Genomic DNA, 14,896 nt, shown 5'->3' on the forward strand with positions numbered 1-14,896 from the left:
GGGGACCAGTAGGCGATCACCGCCCGGGGACCGGCCGGCAGGTCGGACGTACGGATTCCGGTCGCGCGGCGCCGGATTCCGGTCACGATCCGGTCAAGGTCGCCTCACAAGCGCTTACCCGTGACGCCCCGTCTCTGACACCATCGCCCGGAGGTCTGGACGACCACGGGGGGCCGGGTGACCGGATCAGCGGCGACCGGATGGGGAGCGACCGCGCGGTTCGTGCTGCTGCGCGCCCGCGCGCACCGCCTGCTGCTCGCCGCCGCCCTGCTCACCGTCCTGCTGACCACGGCGGTCCTGACCACCCTGACCGCCTACGCGGGCGCCATCGGCGACGCGGCCCTGCGGCACTCGCTGGCCGACCCCTCGAACGCCGCCGACTCGGCGCTGATCGTCAAGGCCGACGTGCCGACCGGCCGTCGCGCCGCCGCCGAGGACGCGGTCCGGGCGGGCGCGCGGCGCGCGTTCGACGGGCTGCCGGTGACCGTGCGGACGCTGCCGCGTTCCGGGCCGTACGCGCTGCCCCGTTCGCTGCGGCCGCCCGCCGAACGGTCCGGCGACCCGGACCTGACGTACTTCGCGGCCCTGGACCCCACGCAGGTGCGGGTCGTCGCGGGCCGTGCCCCCCGCGACCGCCCGGGGGACGGCGTCGAGGCCGCCCTGCCGCAGGCCGCCGCCCGCGCCCTCGGCCTGCGGCCGGGCGCCCGCCTCACCCTCGCCGACCGGCTCGGCGGCCCGAAGGTGCGCGTCACGCTCACCGGCATCTACCGTCCCGCGGCGGCCGACGCCCCCTACTGGCGGCTGGACGACCTCGGCGGCCGGGGCGTACGGACGGTCGGCTTCACGACGTACGGCCCCCTGCTCACCACCCCCGGCGCCCTGACCGCGGAGAAGGCGGGGACCGCGGGGACCGCGGGGAAGGTGAGCGCCGGGCCATCGGCCTGGCTGGCGTCGGCCGACTTCTCCTCCGTGACGACCGGGCGGATCGACGCGCTGCGCCGGGCGGCCCGGTCGGAGAGCAGGGCCCTGCGCGGGCAGCCCGCGCTCAGCGGCACGACCGCCGCCGGCACCTCCCTCCCGGACGTCCTGGACCGTGTCGAACGTTCACTGCTGGTCTCCCGCTCCACCCTGCTGATCGTCGCGCTGCAGCTCGCCCTGCTCGCCGCCTGCGCGCTGCTGCTGGTGGCCCGGCTGCTGAGCGCGGAACGGACCGGCGAGACGCGGCTGTTGAGGGCGCGCGGCGGCTCCCGGGCCCGGATCGCGGGGATCGCCGCCGTGGAGGCGCTGTTCCTGGCGGTGCCCGCGGTGGTGTGCGCGCCGCCGCTGTCGGGACCGCTCACCCGGCTGCTGGCCGGGCAGGGGGCGCTGGCCCGGATCGGGCTGCGCCTGGACGTGCCGCCCGGCGGACGGCCCGGGGTGTGGCTGGTCGCGGCGGGCGTGGCCCTGGGGTGCGCGCTGGCGGTGACGCTGCCGGCGCTCACCGTCGAGGGGTTCCGGGCGGGCCGGGCCCGGTCGCTGCCCGGGTCGTTGCGGGCGGGCGCGGACCTGGGACTGCTGGCGGTGGCCGGGGTCGCGTACTGGCAGCTCGCCCGGCAGGACTCGGGCGCGGTGGCCGAGGGCAGCCGGGGCACCCTGGGCATCGACCCGCTGCTGGTGGCGGCGCCCGCGCTGGCGCTGCTCGCCGGGACGGTGCTGACGCTGCGGCTGCTGCCCCTGGTGGCGCGGCTCGCCGAGCACCGGGCGGCCGGCGGGCGGGGGCTGACGGCGGCGCTGGCGGGCTGGCAGCTCAGCCGCCGTCCGACGCGCGGCGCGGGCCCGGTGCTGCTGCTGGTGCTCGCCGTCGCGCTCGGCATGCTGGCCGTCGCGCAGGGCGCCTCCTGGGACCGCTCGCAGGACGACCAGGCGGACTTCGGCGCCGGCGCCCCCGTACGGGTCGTCGCCGCCGGTGAGGACGGCCTGGGCCGCACGGACACGTACGCGGCGATCCCGCACGTCCGCGAGGCCGCGCCCGCCGTCCGAACCGAGCTGCCGCTGTCCGGCGACCGCACGGCGGCCCTGCTGGCCCTGGACACCGCGCACGCGGCGGACGCGGTGCTGATGCGCCGGGACCTGGCGCCCCGGCCGGTGCGGGCGCTGCTCGCCGGACTCGGCCCGAAGGTGACGACGGCCGGTGCCCGGGTGCCCGCGCGCACCGCCCGGCTGCGGCTGACGGCGACCCTGCGCACCTCGCGGCAGCAGGGCACCACCACGGACGCGACGTTCACCCTCGAGGACCGGTACGGCACCCCGTACCAGGTCCCGGCCGGCGAACTCCCCGCCGACGGCCGCGCCCACACCCTCGGGGTCGCCCTCCCGCCGGGCCCGCTGACGCTCACCGGCGTGCAACTGGTGATGTCCCAGCCGGTCGGTCACTCCGAACGGCACCGCCTGGTCCTGGGCCGCCTGACGGCCACGAGCACCGACGGGACCGTACGGCGGCTGCCGCTGCCGGCCGCCTGGACGGCCGACTCGGGCGGCGACGGGCAGCTCGCGTCGCCGGAGGCCGACACCAACCCGACGCGGCCGGAGGTCAGTTCGTCGGGGCCGCCGGCCGTCGAGTACGACACGGGACACATCCCGGTCGACGAGACCTGGGTCATCGCCTCGGTGACGGTACGGATGCGGGTCGCGCAGCCCGCGCGGGCCGCGGAGGTCGGGGCCGTCGCGACCGACCGTTTCCTCGCCTCGGCGGGCGCGCGGGTCGGCGGGCGGCTGGATGTGACGCTCGGCGGCGAGAACGTGCCGGTGCGGATCGTGCGGTCGGTGCGCGCGCTGCCGACGACCGGCGACGCGGGCGGCGGGGCCCTGCTGGTCGACCTGCGGTCCGTGAACCGGGTGCTGGCCGAGCGGTACGGGACGAGCGTCACCCCGACGGAGTGGTGGCTGCGCACCGACCCGGGCGCGTCGGCGCGGGTCGCCGCGCGGCTGCGGGCGCTGCCCGATCTGGAGGCCGGTCAGGTCGTGGTGCGGGACGAGACGGCGGCACACCTGCGCGACGACCCGTTCGGGGCCGGCCCCGAGGCGGCGTTCGCGGCGACGGCCGCGGTGGCGGCGGCGCTGGCCGCGGTCGGGTTCGCGGTGAGCGCGGCGGGTTCGCTGCGGGAGCGGGGCGCGGAACTCGCCGTACTGCGCGCCCTGGGCGCCCCGCGCCGGCGGCTCGCCCGCATGATCGCCGTGGAGCAGGGCGTGCTGGCGGCGCTGGCGCTGGTGGTGGGCGCGGCGCTGGGGACCGTACTGGCCCGGGCGGTGATCCCGCTGACCGTGCTGACCGCGCAGGCGACGCGCCCGGTGCCGGAGGTGCTCGTGGAACTGCCGCTCCCCCGGCTGGCCCTGGTGCTCGCGGCCGTGGCGGTGACCCCGCTCCTGGTCACCGCCCTGCTGGCAGTGCGCCGGACGGACCCGGCGAGGTCACTGCGCGAGCAGGGAGGCGAGTGACATGAGCCCCCACAGGGACGCGGACGGCGCGGACGCCGGTGGCACGGAGGCGGGCGGCGCTCCCCCGGCCCCGGCCCGGTCCGACGTCCCGTCCGCGCCCACGTCCCCGGCCCCGGCCCCGTGGATCCGTACCCGGCTGCGCGCCGCGCCCGCCGCCGCGTGGGCGCTGGCGCTGCTGGTGGCGCTGACCGCGTGTCTCGCGGCCGCCTTCCCGTCGGCGGTCGACCGGTACGAGGACGCCGGGCTGCGCCGGGCCGTCGCGCAGGCGCGCCCCGACAGCACCGCCCTGCGCCTGTCCGCCCCGCAGCCGGACGTGCGCCTGCCCCGGGAACGGCGGGAGGAGGCGCTGCGTCCCGGCCCGCTCGGCCGGCAGTACGCGCGCGTCCGCACCGCGGTCGGGCGGCCGCTCACAGCGGACCCCGGGCAGTCGACGTACGGGGTGCGCACCGCCCGCCCGCTGCCGGCGCCGGACCCGTGGCTGCCCCGGCCGACCGGGCTGCCCGCCCAGTTCGTGCTCGCCGCGCAGCACGGTCTGGCCGGGCACGCCACGGTCCGTTCCGGCCGTCTGCCCCGGGCCGGCGCGCGGGTGACGGCGGCCACGCCCGCGGTGGAGGCCGCCGTCACCGCCGAGACCGCGGAGAAGCTGCGCATCGAGCCCGGTGCGGTGATCCACCTGCCCGCTGTGGAACGCGCCCCGCTGGCCGTCCGCGTCACCGGCGTCGTCGCCCCGCGCGACCCGGACGGCGGCTACTGGGCGACCCAGCCGCTGCTGCGCGGCCCCAGCCTGGTCCGGGTGCCGGGCGGGGGCGCGGACGCCGACAAGTACTGGCTGGGCGCCCTGCTGCTGGCCCCCGAAGCGGCCCCGGCGATGCTGGGGACGGCCGGAAACCCCTGGCGCTACTGGCAGTTGGCGCCCGCCACCGGTGACCTCCACTCCCATGACGCGGACGGGCTGCGGTCGGCGATCGCCTCCCTGGAGTCCGGTCCGGACCTGCGCGCGGTGCGCGCGGCGACCGACCCGGCCGCGGACGCCGAGACCGACCTCGACGAGGTGCTCGGCCGTTTCACGCGGCTGCGCGCGGGCGTCCGGCCGCTCGTCGCCGTGGCCGCCTTCGGCACCGGCACGGTCGCCGCCGTCGTCCTGCTGATGGCCGGCGCTCTCGCCGCCGACCGCCGCCGCGCCGAACTCGCCCTGCTGCGCGCCCGCGGCGGCTCCCTGCCGGGCGTGACGGGACGCCTGCTGGCCGAGACCGCGGTCGTCGCACTGCCCGCGGGGGCGGTCGGCCTGGCGATCGCGCTCCTCGCCCTCCCCGGCGGCCGTCCGCTGCCCGCCGTCGCCGCGGCGGCCACGGTCACGGTGGCCGCCTGCGCCGCGTTCCCGCTGCGGGCCGCGCTCGCGCACCGCACGGTCCGGGTCCACACCGGCAGGCAGGACGTGACGGCGGTACGTCCGTCCCGGCGCCGTACGGTCGCGGAGCTCACCGTGCTGGCCGTGGCGCTGGGCGCGGTCGAGACCCTGCGCAGGCGAGGCGCGGCCGCTGATCAGCTCGGCGCGCCGGCCCCGGTGCTGATCGGCGTGGCCGCGGCCCTGCTGCTGGCCCGCCTGCACCCGCTGCCCCTGCGCGCGCTGGCCCGCCCGGCGGCCCGGCTGCGGGGGTTGCTGGGTGTCCTGTCGCTGGCCCGCGCGGGCCGCGCCGCCACGTCCGCGGTGCTGCCCCTGCTGGCGCTGCTGGCGGCGCTGACCACGGCGGCGTTCGGCGGTTCCGTCCTGGCGGGCGTGCGCGAGGCCCGCGATCACGCGGCGCTGCTCGCCGTCGGCGCCGACGCTCGCGTCGAGGCGACCGCCCCGCTGCCGTCGGGGCTGCCCGAGCGGGTGCGCCGGTCGCCCGGCGTGCGGGGGCTGGCCCAGGTGAGTCTCGCGTACCAGGCCAAGCCGGCGGACGGCAGGCAGTCGGTGCCGCTGGCGGGCGTGGACCCGAGCGCCTACGCCGGGCTGGCGGACCGGACCCGGCTCGGGGCGTTCGACGCCGGCCGGCTGAGGCGTCCGGCGGGCGGCGGGGCGCTTCCGGCGCTGGCCTCCCCGCAGGTGGCCCGCACGTACGGCACCCGGCCGTTCCCGGTGCGGCTGGAGGACGGCAGCACGGTCACCGTCCGGATCGCCCTGGTCCGGGCCCGCACACCCGCGGTGACCGGCGCGGACTTCCTGGTCGTCGACCGCGCCGGGCTGAGCCGGGAGGCCGCGCGTCCCGACGTGCTGCTGCTGACCGGCGGCCGGATCGACGCGGGCGCGCTGCGCCGGGCGGCGGGCGACGCCGGGGCCGTACAGGTGCGGGCGGAGGAGCGTGCCGGATACGTCGACTCGCCGCTGCAGTCCGGCGCCGAGCGCGTCTACACCGCCGCCGTGGCCGCCGGCGCGGGCTACGCCGTCCTGGCCCTGCTGCTGTCCCTGCTGCGCGCCGCCCCCGAACGGGCCGCCCTGCTGGCCCGCCTGCGCACGATGGGCCTGACCCGTGCGCAGGGCCGCCGCCTGCTGGTCCTGGAGTCGCTGCCGCAGGCGCTGCCGGCCGCCGTGGGCGGCGCGTTGACCGGCTGGGCGGCGATCCGGCTGCTGTCGCCGGGCGTCGACCTGACGACGATCGCCCTCGCCTCCGCCGAAACCGCCACGGGCCGAACCGAGTTGCGCACCGACGCGATGTCGCTGGCGGTGCCCGCGCTGGCGGTCCTGGCGGTGACGGTGGCCGCCGCGGTGGTGCAGGCCTGGTGGACGGGGCGCCGGGGATCGATCACCGAACTGCGCGCGGGAGACACCCGATGACCCACCCGGCCCCCGTCGAAGCACCCGCCCCCACCACAGACGGACCACCCACCGTCGAAGCACCCGCCCGGAGCACGGGCGAGACCCGCCCGACGACCCACCCGGCCCCCGTCGGAGCGCCGGTCGAGGAGGCAGCCCGATGACGACGAACCCCACCCTCGCCGACCTGGCCGACCGCGCCGCCGCCCGCCGCGACCGGCCGGCCTACGGCCACGACGCGCTGATCACCTGCGACCGCCTGGTCCGCGTCTTCAGCGCGGACGGAGTGGAGGTGCAGGCGCTCCAGGGTCTCGACCTGCTGGTCCGGGAGGGCGAGTTGATGGCGCTGGTGGGCGCGTCCGGCAGCGGCAAGTCCACCCTCATGAACATCCTCGCCGGCCTGGACACCCCCACCGCCGGCGCCGCCCGCGTCGCCGGGCACGACCTGCTCACCATGACCGCCCGGGACCGCCTGGCCTACCGCCGCGGCACCGTCGGCTTCGTCTGGCAGCAGACCTCCCGCAACCTCCTGCCCTACCTCACCGCCGCCCAGAACGTCGCCCTCCCGCTGCAACTGTCCGGCGCCCGCACCCGCGGGGCCCGCCGCGCCCACGCCGAACGCGCCCTGGAGCTACTGGAGTTGCTACAGGTGGCCGACTGCCGCGACCGCCGCCCGCACCAGATGTCCGGCGGCCAGCAGCAGCGGGTGGCCATCGCCGTCGCCCTCGCCAACGACCCCGCGGTCCTGCTCGCCGATGAGCCCACCGGCGAACTCGACTCGCACACCGCGGAACAGGTATTCGCCGCCTTCCGCACCGCGAACGAGCGTCTCGGCACCACCGTCGTCATCGTCACCCACGACCAGGCGGTCGCCACGGAGGTGCGCCGCACGGTCGCCATCCGGGACGGCCGCACCTCCACTGAGGTGCTGCGCCGCAGCGAGGTCGACGCGGAGACCGGTCACGAGACGGTGGTCGCCCGCGAGTACGCCATGCTCGACCGGGCCGGCCGCCTCCAGCTCCCGGCCGAGTACACCGAGGCCCTCGGCATGCGGGACCGGGTGGCCCTGGAACTGGAGAGCGACCACATCGCCGTCCGGCCGGACGACAGTGGGGAGCAGGGCTGACGGTTCCGCCCGAGTCAGCGGACGCCGACGCCGACGCTCACGCCCAGCGCCTCACGTCCCACCCGCCGCACGGCGACCGACCCGTACGGCGTGCGCAGCCTCAGCCAGGCGCCCGACGCGAACAGCACCGGGTCGTCCGCCTCGGGGCGCAGGAAGCCGAGCGACTGGGCCGCGTGCGCGACCCGCACCGGCAGCTCCGTGTCGCCGATCGTGCGGGACCAGATCTCCCGCCCGATGCGGTCCACTTCGGTGCGCGTCCGCTGCTGCGGCGCCAGTTCCTGGGTGCGGGAGCGGAACTCGGCGACCGCCGCCCCGACCGCCGCGCGCAGTGCCTCCGGCGCCGGAAGCCCGGGCTCGGGCCGCCACCCTCCGCGCGGCGGCAGCACGCCCGCCCACGGCGGACCGGTGACCGCGGCCGGCACGGCGGCCGTGGCGGCCGGCTCGTCGACGGACTCGAGCAGTTCACCGGCCGAGACGGTGACGTCCAGCGCGACGGCCGGCCCGTCCTCGTACGGCTCGGCGAGCCGAACCGCGCGGATCGCCAGCACCTCGAAGGACGGCGGCCGTCCGAAGACGGCGAGCGCGGTGCCCGCCGCCTGGATGCGTACCGCCGCTCCGCGGTCGTAGTGGAGCAGCCGGGAGAGGAAGGCCGCGAGATCCGCCGCCTCCCCCTCGTCCGCGAGGTGGAGCACCGTCATGCGGCGACGGCCTCCTCCTCGTCGTCCCGGTACTCCGCCAGGAACTCCCGCTCCTCCGGGGTGATCCGGCGGGGCCGCTGCGCCTCGAAGTCGAACGGCACTATCACCGTCGACGCGCGGACGTAGAGGACGTCGTCGTCCTTCACCTCGTAGGCGATGGTGAAGGACGCCGCCCGGATCTCCGTGACCCACAGCTCGATGTTCACGGGCGAGTGCCGGTGGACGAGCTGCCGCTTGTAGTCGATCTCATGGCGCGCCACCACGGACCCCTGCTGGAACTCCTTGTCCGGGCGGAACAGGAAGTCGATACGGGCTTCCTCCAGGTAGCGCAGGAAGACCACGTTGTTGACATGGCCGTACGCGTCCATGTCCGCCCAGCGCAGCGGGCAGCGGTAGATGTGCCGCAAGATCGATCAGCCCCGGGTCAGCTTCTTGTAGGTGGCGCGGTGCGGACGCGCGGCGTCCGGTCCGAGCCGCTCGATCTTGTTCTTCTCGTAGGACTCGAAGTTGCCCTCGAACCAGAACCACTTGGACTCGCCCTCGTAGGCGAGGATGTGGGTGGCGACGCGGTCCAGGAACCACCGGTCGTGGGAGACGACCACGGCGCAGCCCGGGAACTCCAGCAGCGCGTTCTCCAGGCTGGAGAGCGTCTCGACGTCGAGGTCGTTGGTCGGCTCGTCGAGGAGCAGCAGGTTGCCGCCCTGCTTGAGGGTGAGCGCCAGGTTCAGGCGGTTGCGCTCACCGCCGGAGAGCACACCGGCCGGCTTCTGCTGGTCCGGTCCCTTGAAGCCGAAGGCGGAGACGTAGGCCCGCGAGGGCATCTCGACCTGGCCGACGTTGATGTAGTCCAGCTCGTCGCTGACGACGGCCCACAGCGTCTTCTTGGGGTCGATGTTCTCGCGGCTCTGGTCGACGTACGAGATCTTGACGGTGTCGCCGACCTTGATCGAACCGGAGTCGGGCTTCTCCAGCCCCTGGATCATCTTGAACAGCGTGGTCTTGCCCGCGCCGTTCGGCCCGATGATGCCGACGATGCCGTTGCGCGGCAGCGTGAAGGAGAGGTCGTCGATGAGGACCTTCTCGCCGAAGGCCTTCCTGAGGTGTTCGACCTCGACGACGACGTTGCCCAGCCGCGGCCCCGGCGGGATCTGGATCTCCTCGAAGTCCAGCTTCCGCATCTTCTCGGCCTCGGCCGCCATCTCCTCGTAGCGGGCCAGACGTGCCTTGGACTTGGCCTGGCGCCCCTTGGCGTTGGAGCGCACCCACTCCAGCTCTTCCTTGAGGCGCTTCTGCCGCTTGGCGTCCTTCTGGCCCTCGACCTTGAGGCGGGCGGCCTTGGTCTCGAGGTACTTGGAGTAGTTGCCCTCGTAGCCGTGCAGGCGGCCGCGGTCCACCTCGCAGATCCACCCGGCGACGTTGTCCAGGAAGTACCGGTCGTGGGTGACGGCGACGACGGTGCCCTCGTACTTGGCGAGGTGCTGCTCCAGCCAGTTCACCGACTCGGCGTCGAGGTGGTTGGTGGGCTCGTCGAGGAGCAGCAGGTCGGGGGCCTCCAGCAGCAGCTTGCAGAGCGCCACCCGGCGCTTCTCGCCACCGGAGAGGTTGACCACGGGCCAGTCGCCGGGCGGGCAGCCCAGGGCGTCCATGGCCTGCTCCAGCTGGGCGTCGAGGTCCCAGGCATTGGCGTGGTCGAGCTCCTCCTGGAGCTTGCCCATCTCGTCGAGCAGGGCGTCCGAGTAGTCGGTCGCCATCAGCTCGGCGATCTCGTTGAACCGGTCGAGCTTGCCCTTGATCTCGGCGACACCCTCCTGGACGTTCTCCAGGACGGTCTTCTCGTCGTTCAGCGGGGGCTCCTGGAGCAGGATGCCGACGCTGTAGCCGGGCGACAGGAACGCGTCGCCGTTGGAGGGCTGCTCCAGCCCCGCCATGATCTTCAGCACGGTCGACTTGCCGGCACCGTTCGGACCGACGACGCCGATCTTGGCACCCGGCAGGAAGTTCAGGGTGACGTCGTCGAGGATCACCTTGTCGCCGTGCGCTTTGCGCGCCTTGCGCATGGTGTAAATGAACTCAGCCAAGAGAAACCGTCCGGCAGCTTGAAATCTGGCAGTGGGCAGATACACCCCATCTTGCCTGACCGCCACCCCTGGGGGGAAACGCGTCTGGTCCGGGTGTCCTGACCTGGTCCTTTGCATCTGGCGTCGGAGGCTCGACTGTCGCTGCCGGCCCCCGTGGGCCGGTCTCGGGCGCCCTGCACGGCCCGGAGACGGGCCGGAGACGGGCCGGAGACGGGCCGGAGACGGGCCGGAGACGGGCCGGAGACGGGCCGGAGACGGGCCGGAGACGGGCCGGAGACGGGCCGGAGACGGGCCGGAGACGGGCCGGAGACGGGCCGGAGACGGGCCGGAGACGGGCCGGAGACGGGCCTGAGCCGATCACTGCCGAGGGGCTGACCCGTCAGGGTCCCTTCCATCGGCTGGACCTCCCCTGGCGGGCGAGGCCGAACAATGTTCACGGACCATCAATCGGACTGACACCGATCCAGCCATCGTCCGACGGCGGCTGTGTCTTGACTGTGTGCCCTCGCTCATCCGAAAGGTGATCCCACATGGCCAAGAAGAGACGTGGCGGCGTTGCCGCGACAGTGCTGGCGACGAGTGTGATCGGTGCCGGCCTCGCACTGTCTCCCGGTGCCGCCGACGCCAGTGGCGGCGTGGCCGCCTGGTCGTCGGTGCCGGCTGTCACCGACGCCCGCGGCGTGACCGCTCCGAACGTCCTGTCGCCCGGACTCACCGAGCACCCTGTCGCGCAGGGCTCCCTGAAGCTGGAGAACCCCACCGAGCAGGTCCCGTACTACGGATACCTCGGTGACGGCACCCTGCTGCCCGACCCCGCCGTCAAGCAGGCCCCGGGTGTGAAGATCGAGGCCAGCAAGACCGAGCCCGACAAGAACACCTACCTGAAGATGTCCGGCCTGCACGGCGCGGACGCGTCCTACCCGTACGGCACGCGCTTCCTCTTCCAGGGCCACGAGGGCGGCGAGGCCGGGTACATCACCCGCATCAACCTCGACGCCGACCAGGCACACCGGGTGACGCTGCTGGCCACCGAGCAGACCGACGGCACGAGCCTTCCCGCCATCGACGGTTCCACCTGGGACCCCTGGGCCAAGCGCCTGCTGTTCACCTCCGAGGAAGGGGCCGAGGGCGGGGTGCTCCAGGCCACCCCGGACATCGACTCGAAGGTGCAGGACATCTCCTTCGTCACCGGACGGGCCGGCTACGAGGGCATCCAGAACGACTCCGCCGGCAACCTGTGGATGCTCGAGGACACCGGCGGAACCACAGTCGCCACCAAGACGAAGGTCCCCAACAGCTTCGTCTACCGGCTGGTCCCCTACGACAAGCGCGACCTCACCAAGGGCGGCAAGCTCCAGGCCCTGCAGGTGGTCTCCCGCCGCAGCGGTTCGCCCATCGCGTACCAGAACGTCGACGGCGAGCACCCCACCGGCGGAGCATTCACCGACGACCAGAAGGACCTGACCAACTACGGTCCGGCCCTGAGCACCCGCTGGGTGACCCTCCACGACACCAGGACCGACACCAGCGGCAAGGCGTTCGACGCCAACGCCCTGGCGAAGGCGGCCAAGGCGACCCCGTTCAAGCGCACGGAGAACGGCCAGTTCCGCCCCGGCACGGACTTCCGCGAGTTCTACTTCGACGCCACCGGCGACACCAACACCACCAGCACCGCCAACGACGGCTACGGCGGCTGGGGCACCCTGTACAAGCTCACCCAGAGCGACCCGCGCTCGGACAACGGCAAGCTCAGCGTCTTCTACACCGGTGACAAGGCGCACACGGGCATCGACAACGTCGCCTTCCTCGACCGCACGCACGTCGCCTTCGTCGAGGACGCGGGCGACACCCTGCACGCCCAGCGGGGCGCCCTGGACTCCGGTTACGTCTTCGCCACGACGACCGACCACTCGCGCGGGGCACAGCCGGTGCGCTTCCTGGCCGAGGGCCGCGACCCCTCGGCGACCCTGGACAACATGCTGTCCTCGGTGAACGGCGGCATCCAGAACGACGGTGACAACGAGATCACCGGCATCCACGTCTCCGACGGCGACCCGGGCACGGGCGGCATCCTCGGCGCCAAGGTGCCGACGCTGTTCCGCGGCGGCTGGCGCCTGTTCTGGACACAGCAGCACGGCGACAACACCACGTGGGAGATCACCCCGGGCGACAAGTAGGGATGTGACCGGCGGAGGCGGCCCGGCGACCGATTCCCGCCGCCCGCCTCCCTCGCCACTGCCACTGCCACTGCCACTGCCACTGCCACTGCCACGACGAACGGCACCTGGAAGCCGCACCCACGGGTCGGCACAGCCATCCGCCGTAATCAGGGGCCTGATCCACTCACCGGATCAGGCCCTCACCCCTGTTCAGTTGCCAAGGATCCGTCCCGTCCGGGGACTCCGGCCCGCGCGGCACGCGCCGCCCGGGCTGTGCGCGCCGTCCGCGCTCAGGAGGTCTGCTTCCTGCGGACGACGACCAGAGCCGCGCCGCCGATGACCACGAAGGCGATGGAAACGCCCGCGATCAGCGGTGTCGCGCTGGAGCCGCCGGTCGCGGCGAGGTTGGTGTCGTCGGCGACGCCACCCGCCGTGGCGGGGCTCGGCTCGCTGAGCGTCTGGGTCACCTCGCCGCCCCCGCTGCCCTGCGTCTTGCAGTCGAGCACACCGGTGAACCGCTTCTCCAGACCGCCCGGCCCGGTGATCGTGAAGTCGTACGCCTGATCCTCCTGCAGCGGGATCGTCACCGTGCGCGACTTCCCCGCGGGGATGCTGTGCTCGAGGCCCATCAGCTCGAAGGTGAACGCCTCATCGCCCTGGTTCGCGGCGGTGATGTCCACGGCTCCCTCGGCGCAGTTCCGCTCCGCCGACAGCGCCGGTATCGCACCGGTCTTCGCCCAGGTCGCGCTCGCCGTCGCCGAGACCGTCGACTCGCTGGAACCGGCCAGGATCTGCGTCTGGCTCCTGCTCTCGGACGCGAAGGCCCGTCCGACCGGCACGGTCGTCGACGCCTGCGCGGTCAGCTCGGCCGACCCGTCGGCGGCGTCCTCGGGGACGTCGAAGAAGACCTTGCCGCCATCCGCCGCGGAGGTGAGCGGCTTGCCGTCCTTGTCGACGATCCGCACACCGCTGATGGCCGCGTCCGCGGGCGGCACCAGTGTCACGGCGTCCGCGTTGGTGTGCACGGTGACCGGACCGAGCAGTCCGCCGGGGTGGCCGGAGACGGCGGGCGGGTCGAGAGTCAGCGATGCCTCGGGCTCCGCCATGTCGACCGCGCTGCGCTGGAGGTAGTCCGCGAGCTTCTCGGCCTGCGGGTCGACGGCGTCGACGTCGGCCCCGTCCGAGTAGCGCCAGATCGCCACCTGGGTGCCGGCCGCCGCGTCCTGCTCCGTCAGGCCGCCCGCGACGCCGGCCTTGGCGGCGAGCGCCGCGAGGTCGTTGACCTGCGGGTAGGAGTTCTGCAGGATCCAGCGGATCCTGCCCGCGTCCTTGTTGGAGCCCAGCGAGGTGCCGCTCCAGGGCGTCTCGTGATACTTCGCGTCCCGCTGCGTGGGGTTGTTGATGTCGACGCAGTACGTCTGCAGCGTGCCGCCGCCGTCGACCGACATCTCGAACAGGCCCGCCGACACCTGCTGGTCACCGGCGTCGCCGTGGATCAGCGCGGCGCCGTACGTCTTGAGGCCGCCTATGGTGGCGGTCGCCCCGCCCTGCCCCTGTGTCGTCTCCGCGGCCGCGGCCGTACCGGCCCCCGTCAGCACGCCGGCGGTGAGGAGCCCGGACGCCAGCGTCGCGGCGGCGACGCGGACCGCTCGACGCCCGCGCAGGGACGGCACAGAGAACGAAGCAAACACCAAATTCCCCTTCGAGCAGGACCGTTGACGTGGGGGGTGTGGTCCCAGCAGCAGAATCAGAAGCCCCGAGAGCTATGCCCGGCATCCTAAGGACGCGGCACACCACGACTCCCAGTCATATCGTCAGACAAGCGATCCGACTCGGAATCGTTATCGCCGAGAAGGCCCATGAGCAGGGCTTATCGACAAATCCACCGTGCCGCCGGGAACACATGGGCCAATATGCCGCACTCGGGTCAGTCCGGGACACGACCTGACATCACGTCACCGCGACCGCCTGCGCGCCCTGTCGGGAACCCGGGTGAGCGGAACCCGGGGCCGCGAGGGCCGAGGCCGCGGGGCCCGGATGCGGACTCTCCCAGTCGGGCTCCGGCTGGCGGTGCACGGCGGCCGCCCCCGGCTCGGGCCTGGCCGCCCGGCGGAAGGCCGAGGTGCCGCGGGCGAGATCGTGACCGACCGCCGTCGCGTCGAGGTCCGCCGACGTCCGGTTCTGCCCCTCGTGCACGTCCGTACGGACCTTCAGCCTGCCCTGCACGACGACGGGATCGCCCACGTTGAGCGACGCCGCCACGTTCGCGGCGAGCTGCCGATTGGCCCACACCGTGAAGAAGTTGGTGTGCCCGTCCGCCCACAGGTTCCTCTCGCGGTCCCAGTAGCGCGAGGTCACCGCGAGCCGGAACCGCGCGGACGCTCCCGACGCGAGCTCCCGGTACACCGGTTGCGTGGCCACGTTCCCCACAGCGCAGATGATCGTCTCGTTCATCGCCGACCCCTCCCGGATACGCCGCCGGGCCCGTCCCGTACGGCTGCGTCTGCCGCGGCGGCCGCCCTTCGCGACCGCCGCACCGCCAGACTGCCTCCATCGGGCCGAGCCCG

At 74.4% G+C, this 14,896-nt stretch carries 9 protein-coding genes; 4 read left to right on the top strand and 5 right to left on the bottom strand.

The window, feature by feature from the left end:
* The first annotated feature begins 177 nt into the window (after positions 1-177).
* The 3 genes from VKA29_RS04860 (at position 178) to VKA29_RS04870 (ending at position 7,394) form a co-directional block, all read left to right on the top strand.
* Entirely contained in the window at positions 178-3,474 is a 3,297-nt protein-coding gene (locus VKA29_RS04860; protein WP_324783922.1) for an FtsX-like permease family protein, read from the top strand.
* A gap of 1 nt (position 3,475) precedes the next feature.
* Positions 3,476-6,289, top strand: a complete 2,814-nt coding sequence (locus tag VKA29_RS04865) for an FtsX-like permease family protein (RefSeq protein ID WP_324783923.1) — start codon at positions 3,476-3,478, stop codon at positions 6,287-6,289.
* A gap of 139 nt (positions 6,290-6,428) precedes the next feature.
* A complete protein-coding gene (locus VKA29_RS04870; RefSeq protein WP_324783924.1) occupies positions 6,429-7,394 on the top strand; it encodes an ABC transporter ATP-binding protein in 966 nt (321 codons plus the stop codon).
* A 14-nt stretch (positions 7,395-7,408) separates the two neighbouring features.
* Here VKA29_RS04870 and VKA29_RS04875 read toward each other — a convergent pair whose 3' ends face one another.
* The 3 genes from VKA29_RS04875 to ettA are packed head-to-tail and all read right to left on the bottom strand — an operon-like array spanning position 7,409 to position 10,170.
* Entirely contained in the window at positions 7,409-8,092 is a 684-nt protein-coding gene (locus tag VKA29_RS04875; protein ID WP_324783925.1) for a hypothetical protein, read from the bottom strand.
* A complete protein-coding gene (locus VKA29_RS04880; RefSeq protein ID WP_324783926.1) occupies positions 8,089-8,499 on the bottom strand; it encodes a thioesterase family protein in 411 nt (136 codons plus the stop codon). The genes VKA29_RS04875 and VKA29_RS04880 overlap by 4 nt, the downstream gene beginning before the upstream one ends.
* A gap of 6 nt (positions 8,500-8,505) precedes the next feature.
* Positions 8,506-10,170 carry an energy-dependent translational throttle protein EttA gene (ettA, locus tag VKA29_RS04885; RefSeq protein ID WP_324783927.1) on the bottom strand — a complete coding sequence of 555 codons (1,665 nt, stop codon included), beginning with the start codon at positions 10,168-10,170 and terminating at the stop codon, positions 8,506-8,508.
* A 530-nt stretch (positions 10,171-10,700) separates the two neighbouring features.
* Between ettA and VKA29_RS04890 the strand changes: the two genes are divergently transcribed.
* Positions 10,701-12,347 (top strand): hypothetical protein, encoded by a 1,647-nt coding sequence (locus VKA29_RS04890; protein ID WP_324783928.1) that lies wholly within the window; start codon positions 10,701-10,703, stop codon positions 12,345-12,347.
* Between the two features lie 272 nt (positions 12,348-12,619).
* On the opposite strand, the gene VKA29_RS04895 is transcribed toward VKA29_RS04890, so the two are convergent.
* Positions 12,620-14,020: a Cys-Gln thioester bond-forming surface protein gene (locus VKA29_RS04895; RefSeq protein WP_324783929.1), complete on the bottom strand. Its 1,401-nt coding sequence runs from the start codon at positions 14,018-14,020 to the stop codon at positions 12,620-12,622.
* Between the two features lie 259 nt (positions 14,021-14,279).
* Positions 14,280-14,783, bottom strand: a complete 504-nt coding sequence (locus VKA29_RS04900; protein ID WP_324783930.1) for a single-stranded DNA-binding protein — start codon at positions 14,781-14,783, stop codon at positions 14,280-14,282.
* Between the last annotated feature and the right edge of the window lie 113 nt (positions 14,784-14,896).

The organism is Streptomyces sp. H51, assembly GCF_035656535.1.
Classification (GTDB): Bacteria; Actinomycetota; Actinomycetes; order Streptomycetales; family Streptomycetaceae; genus Streptomyces.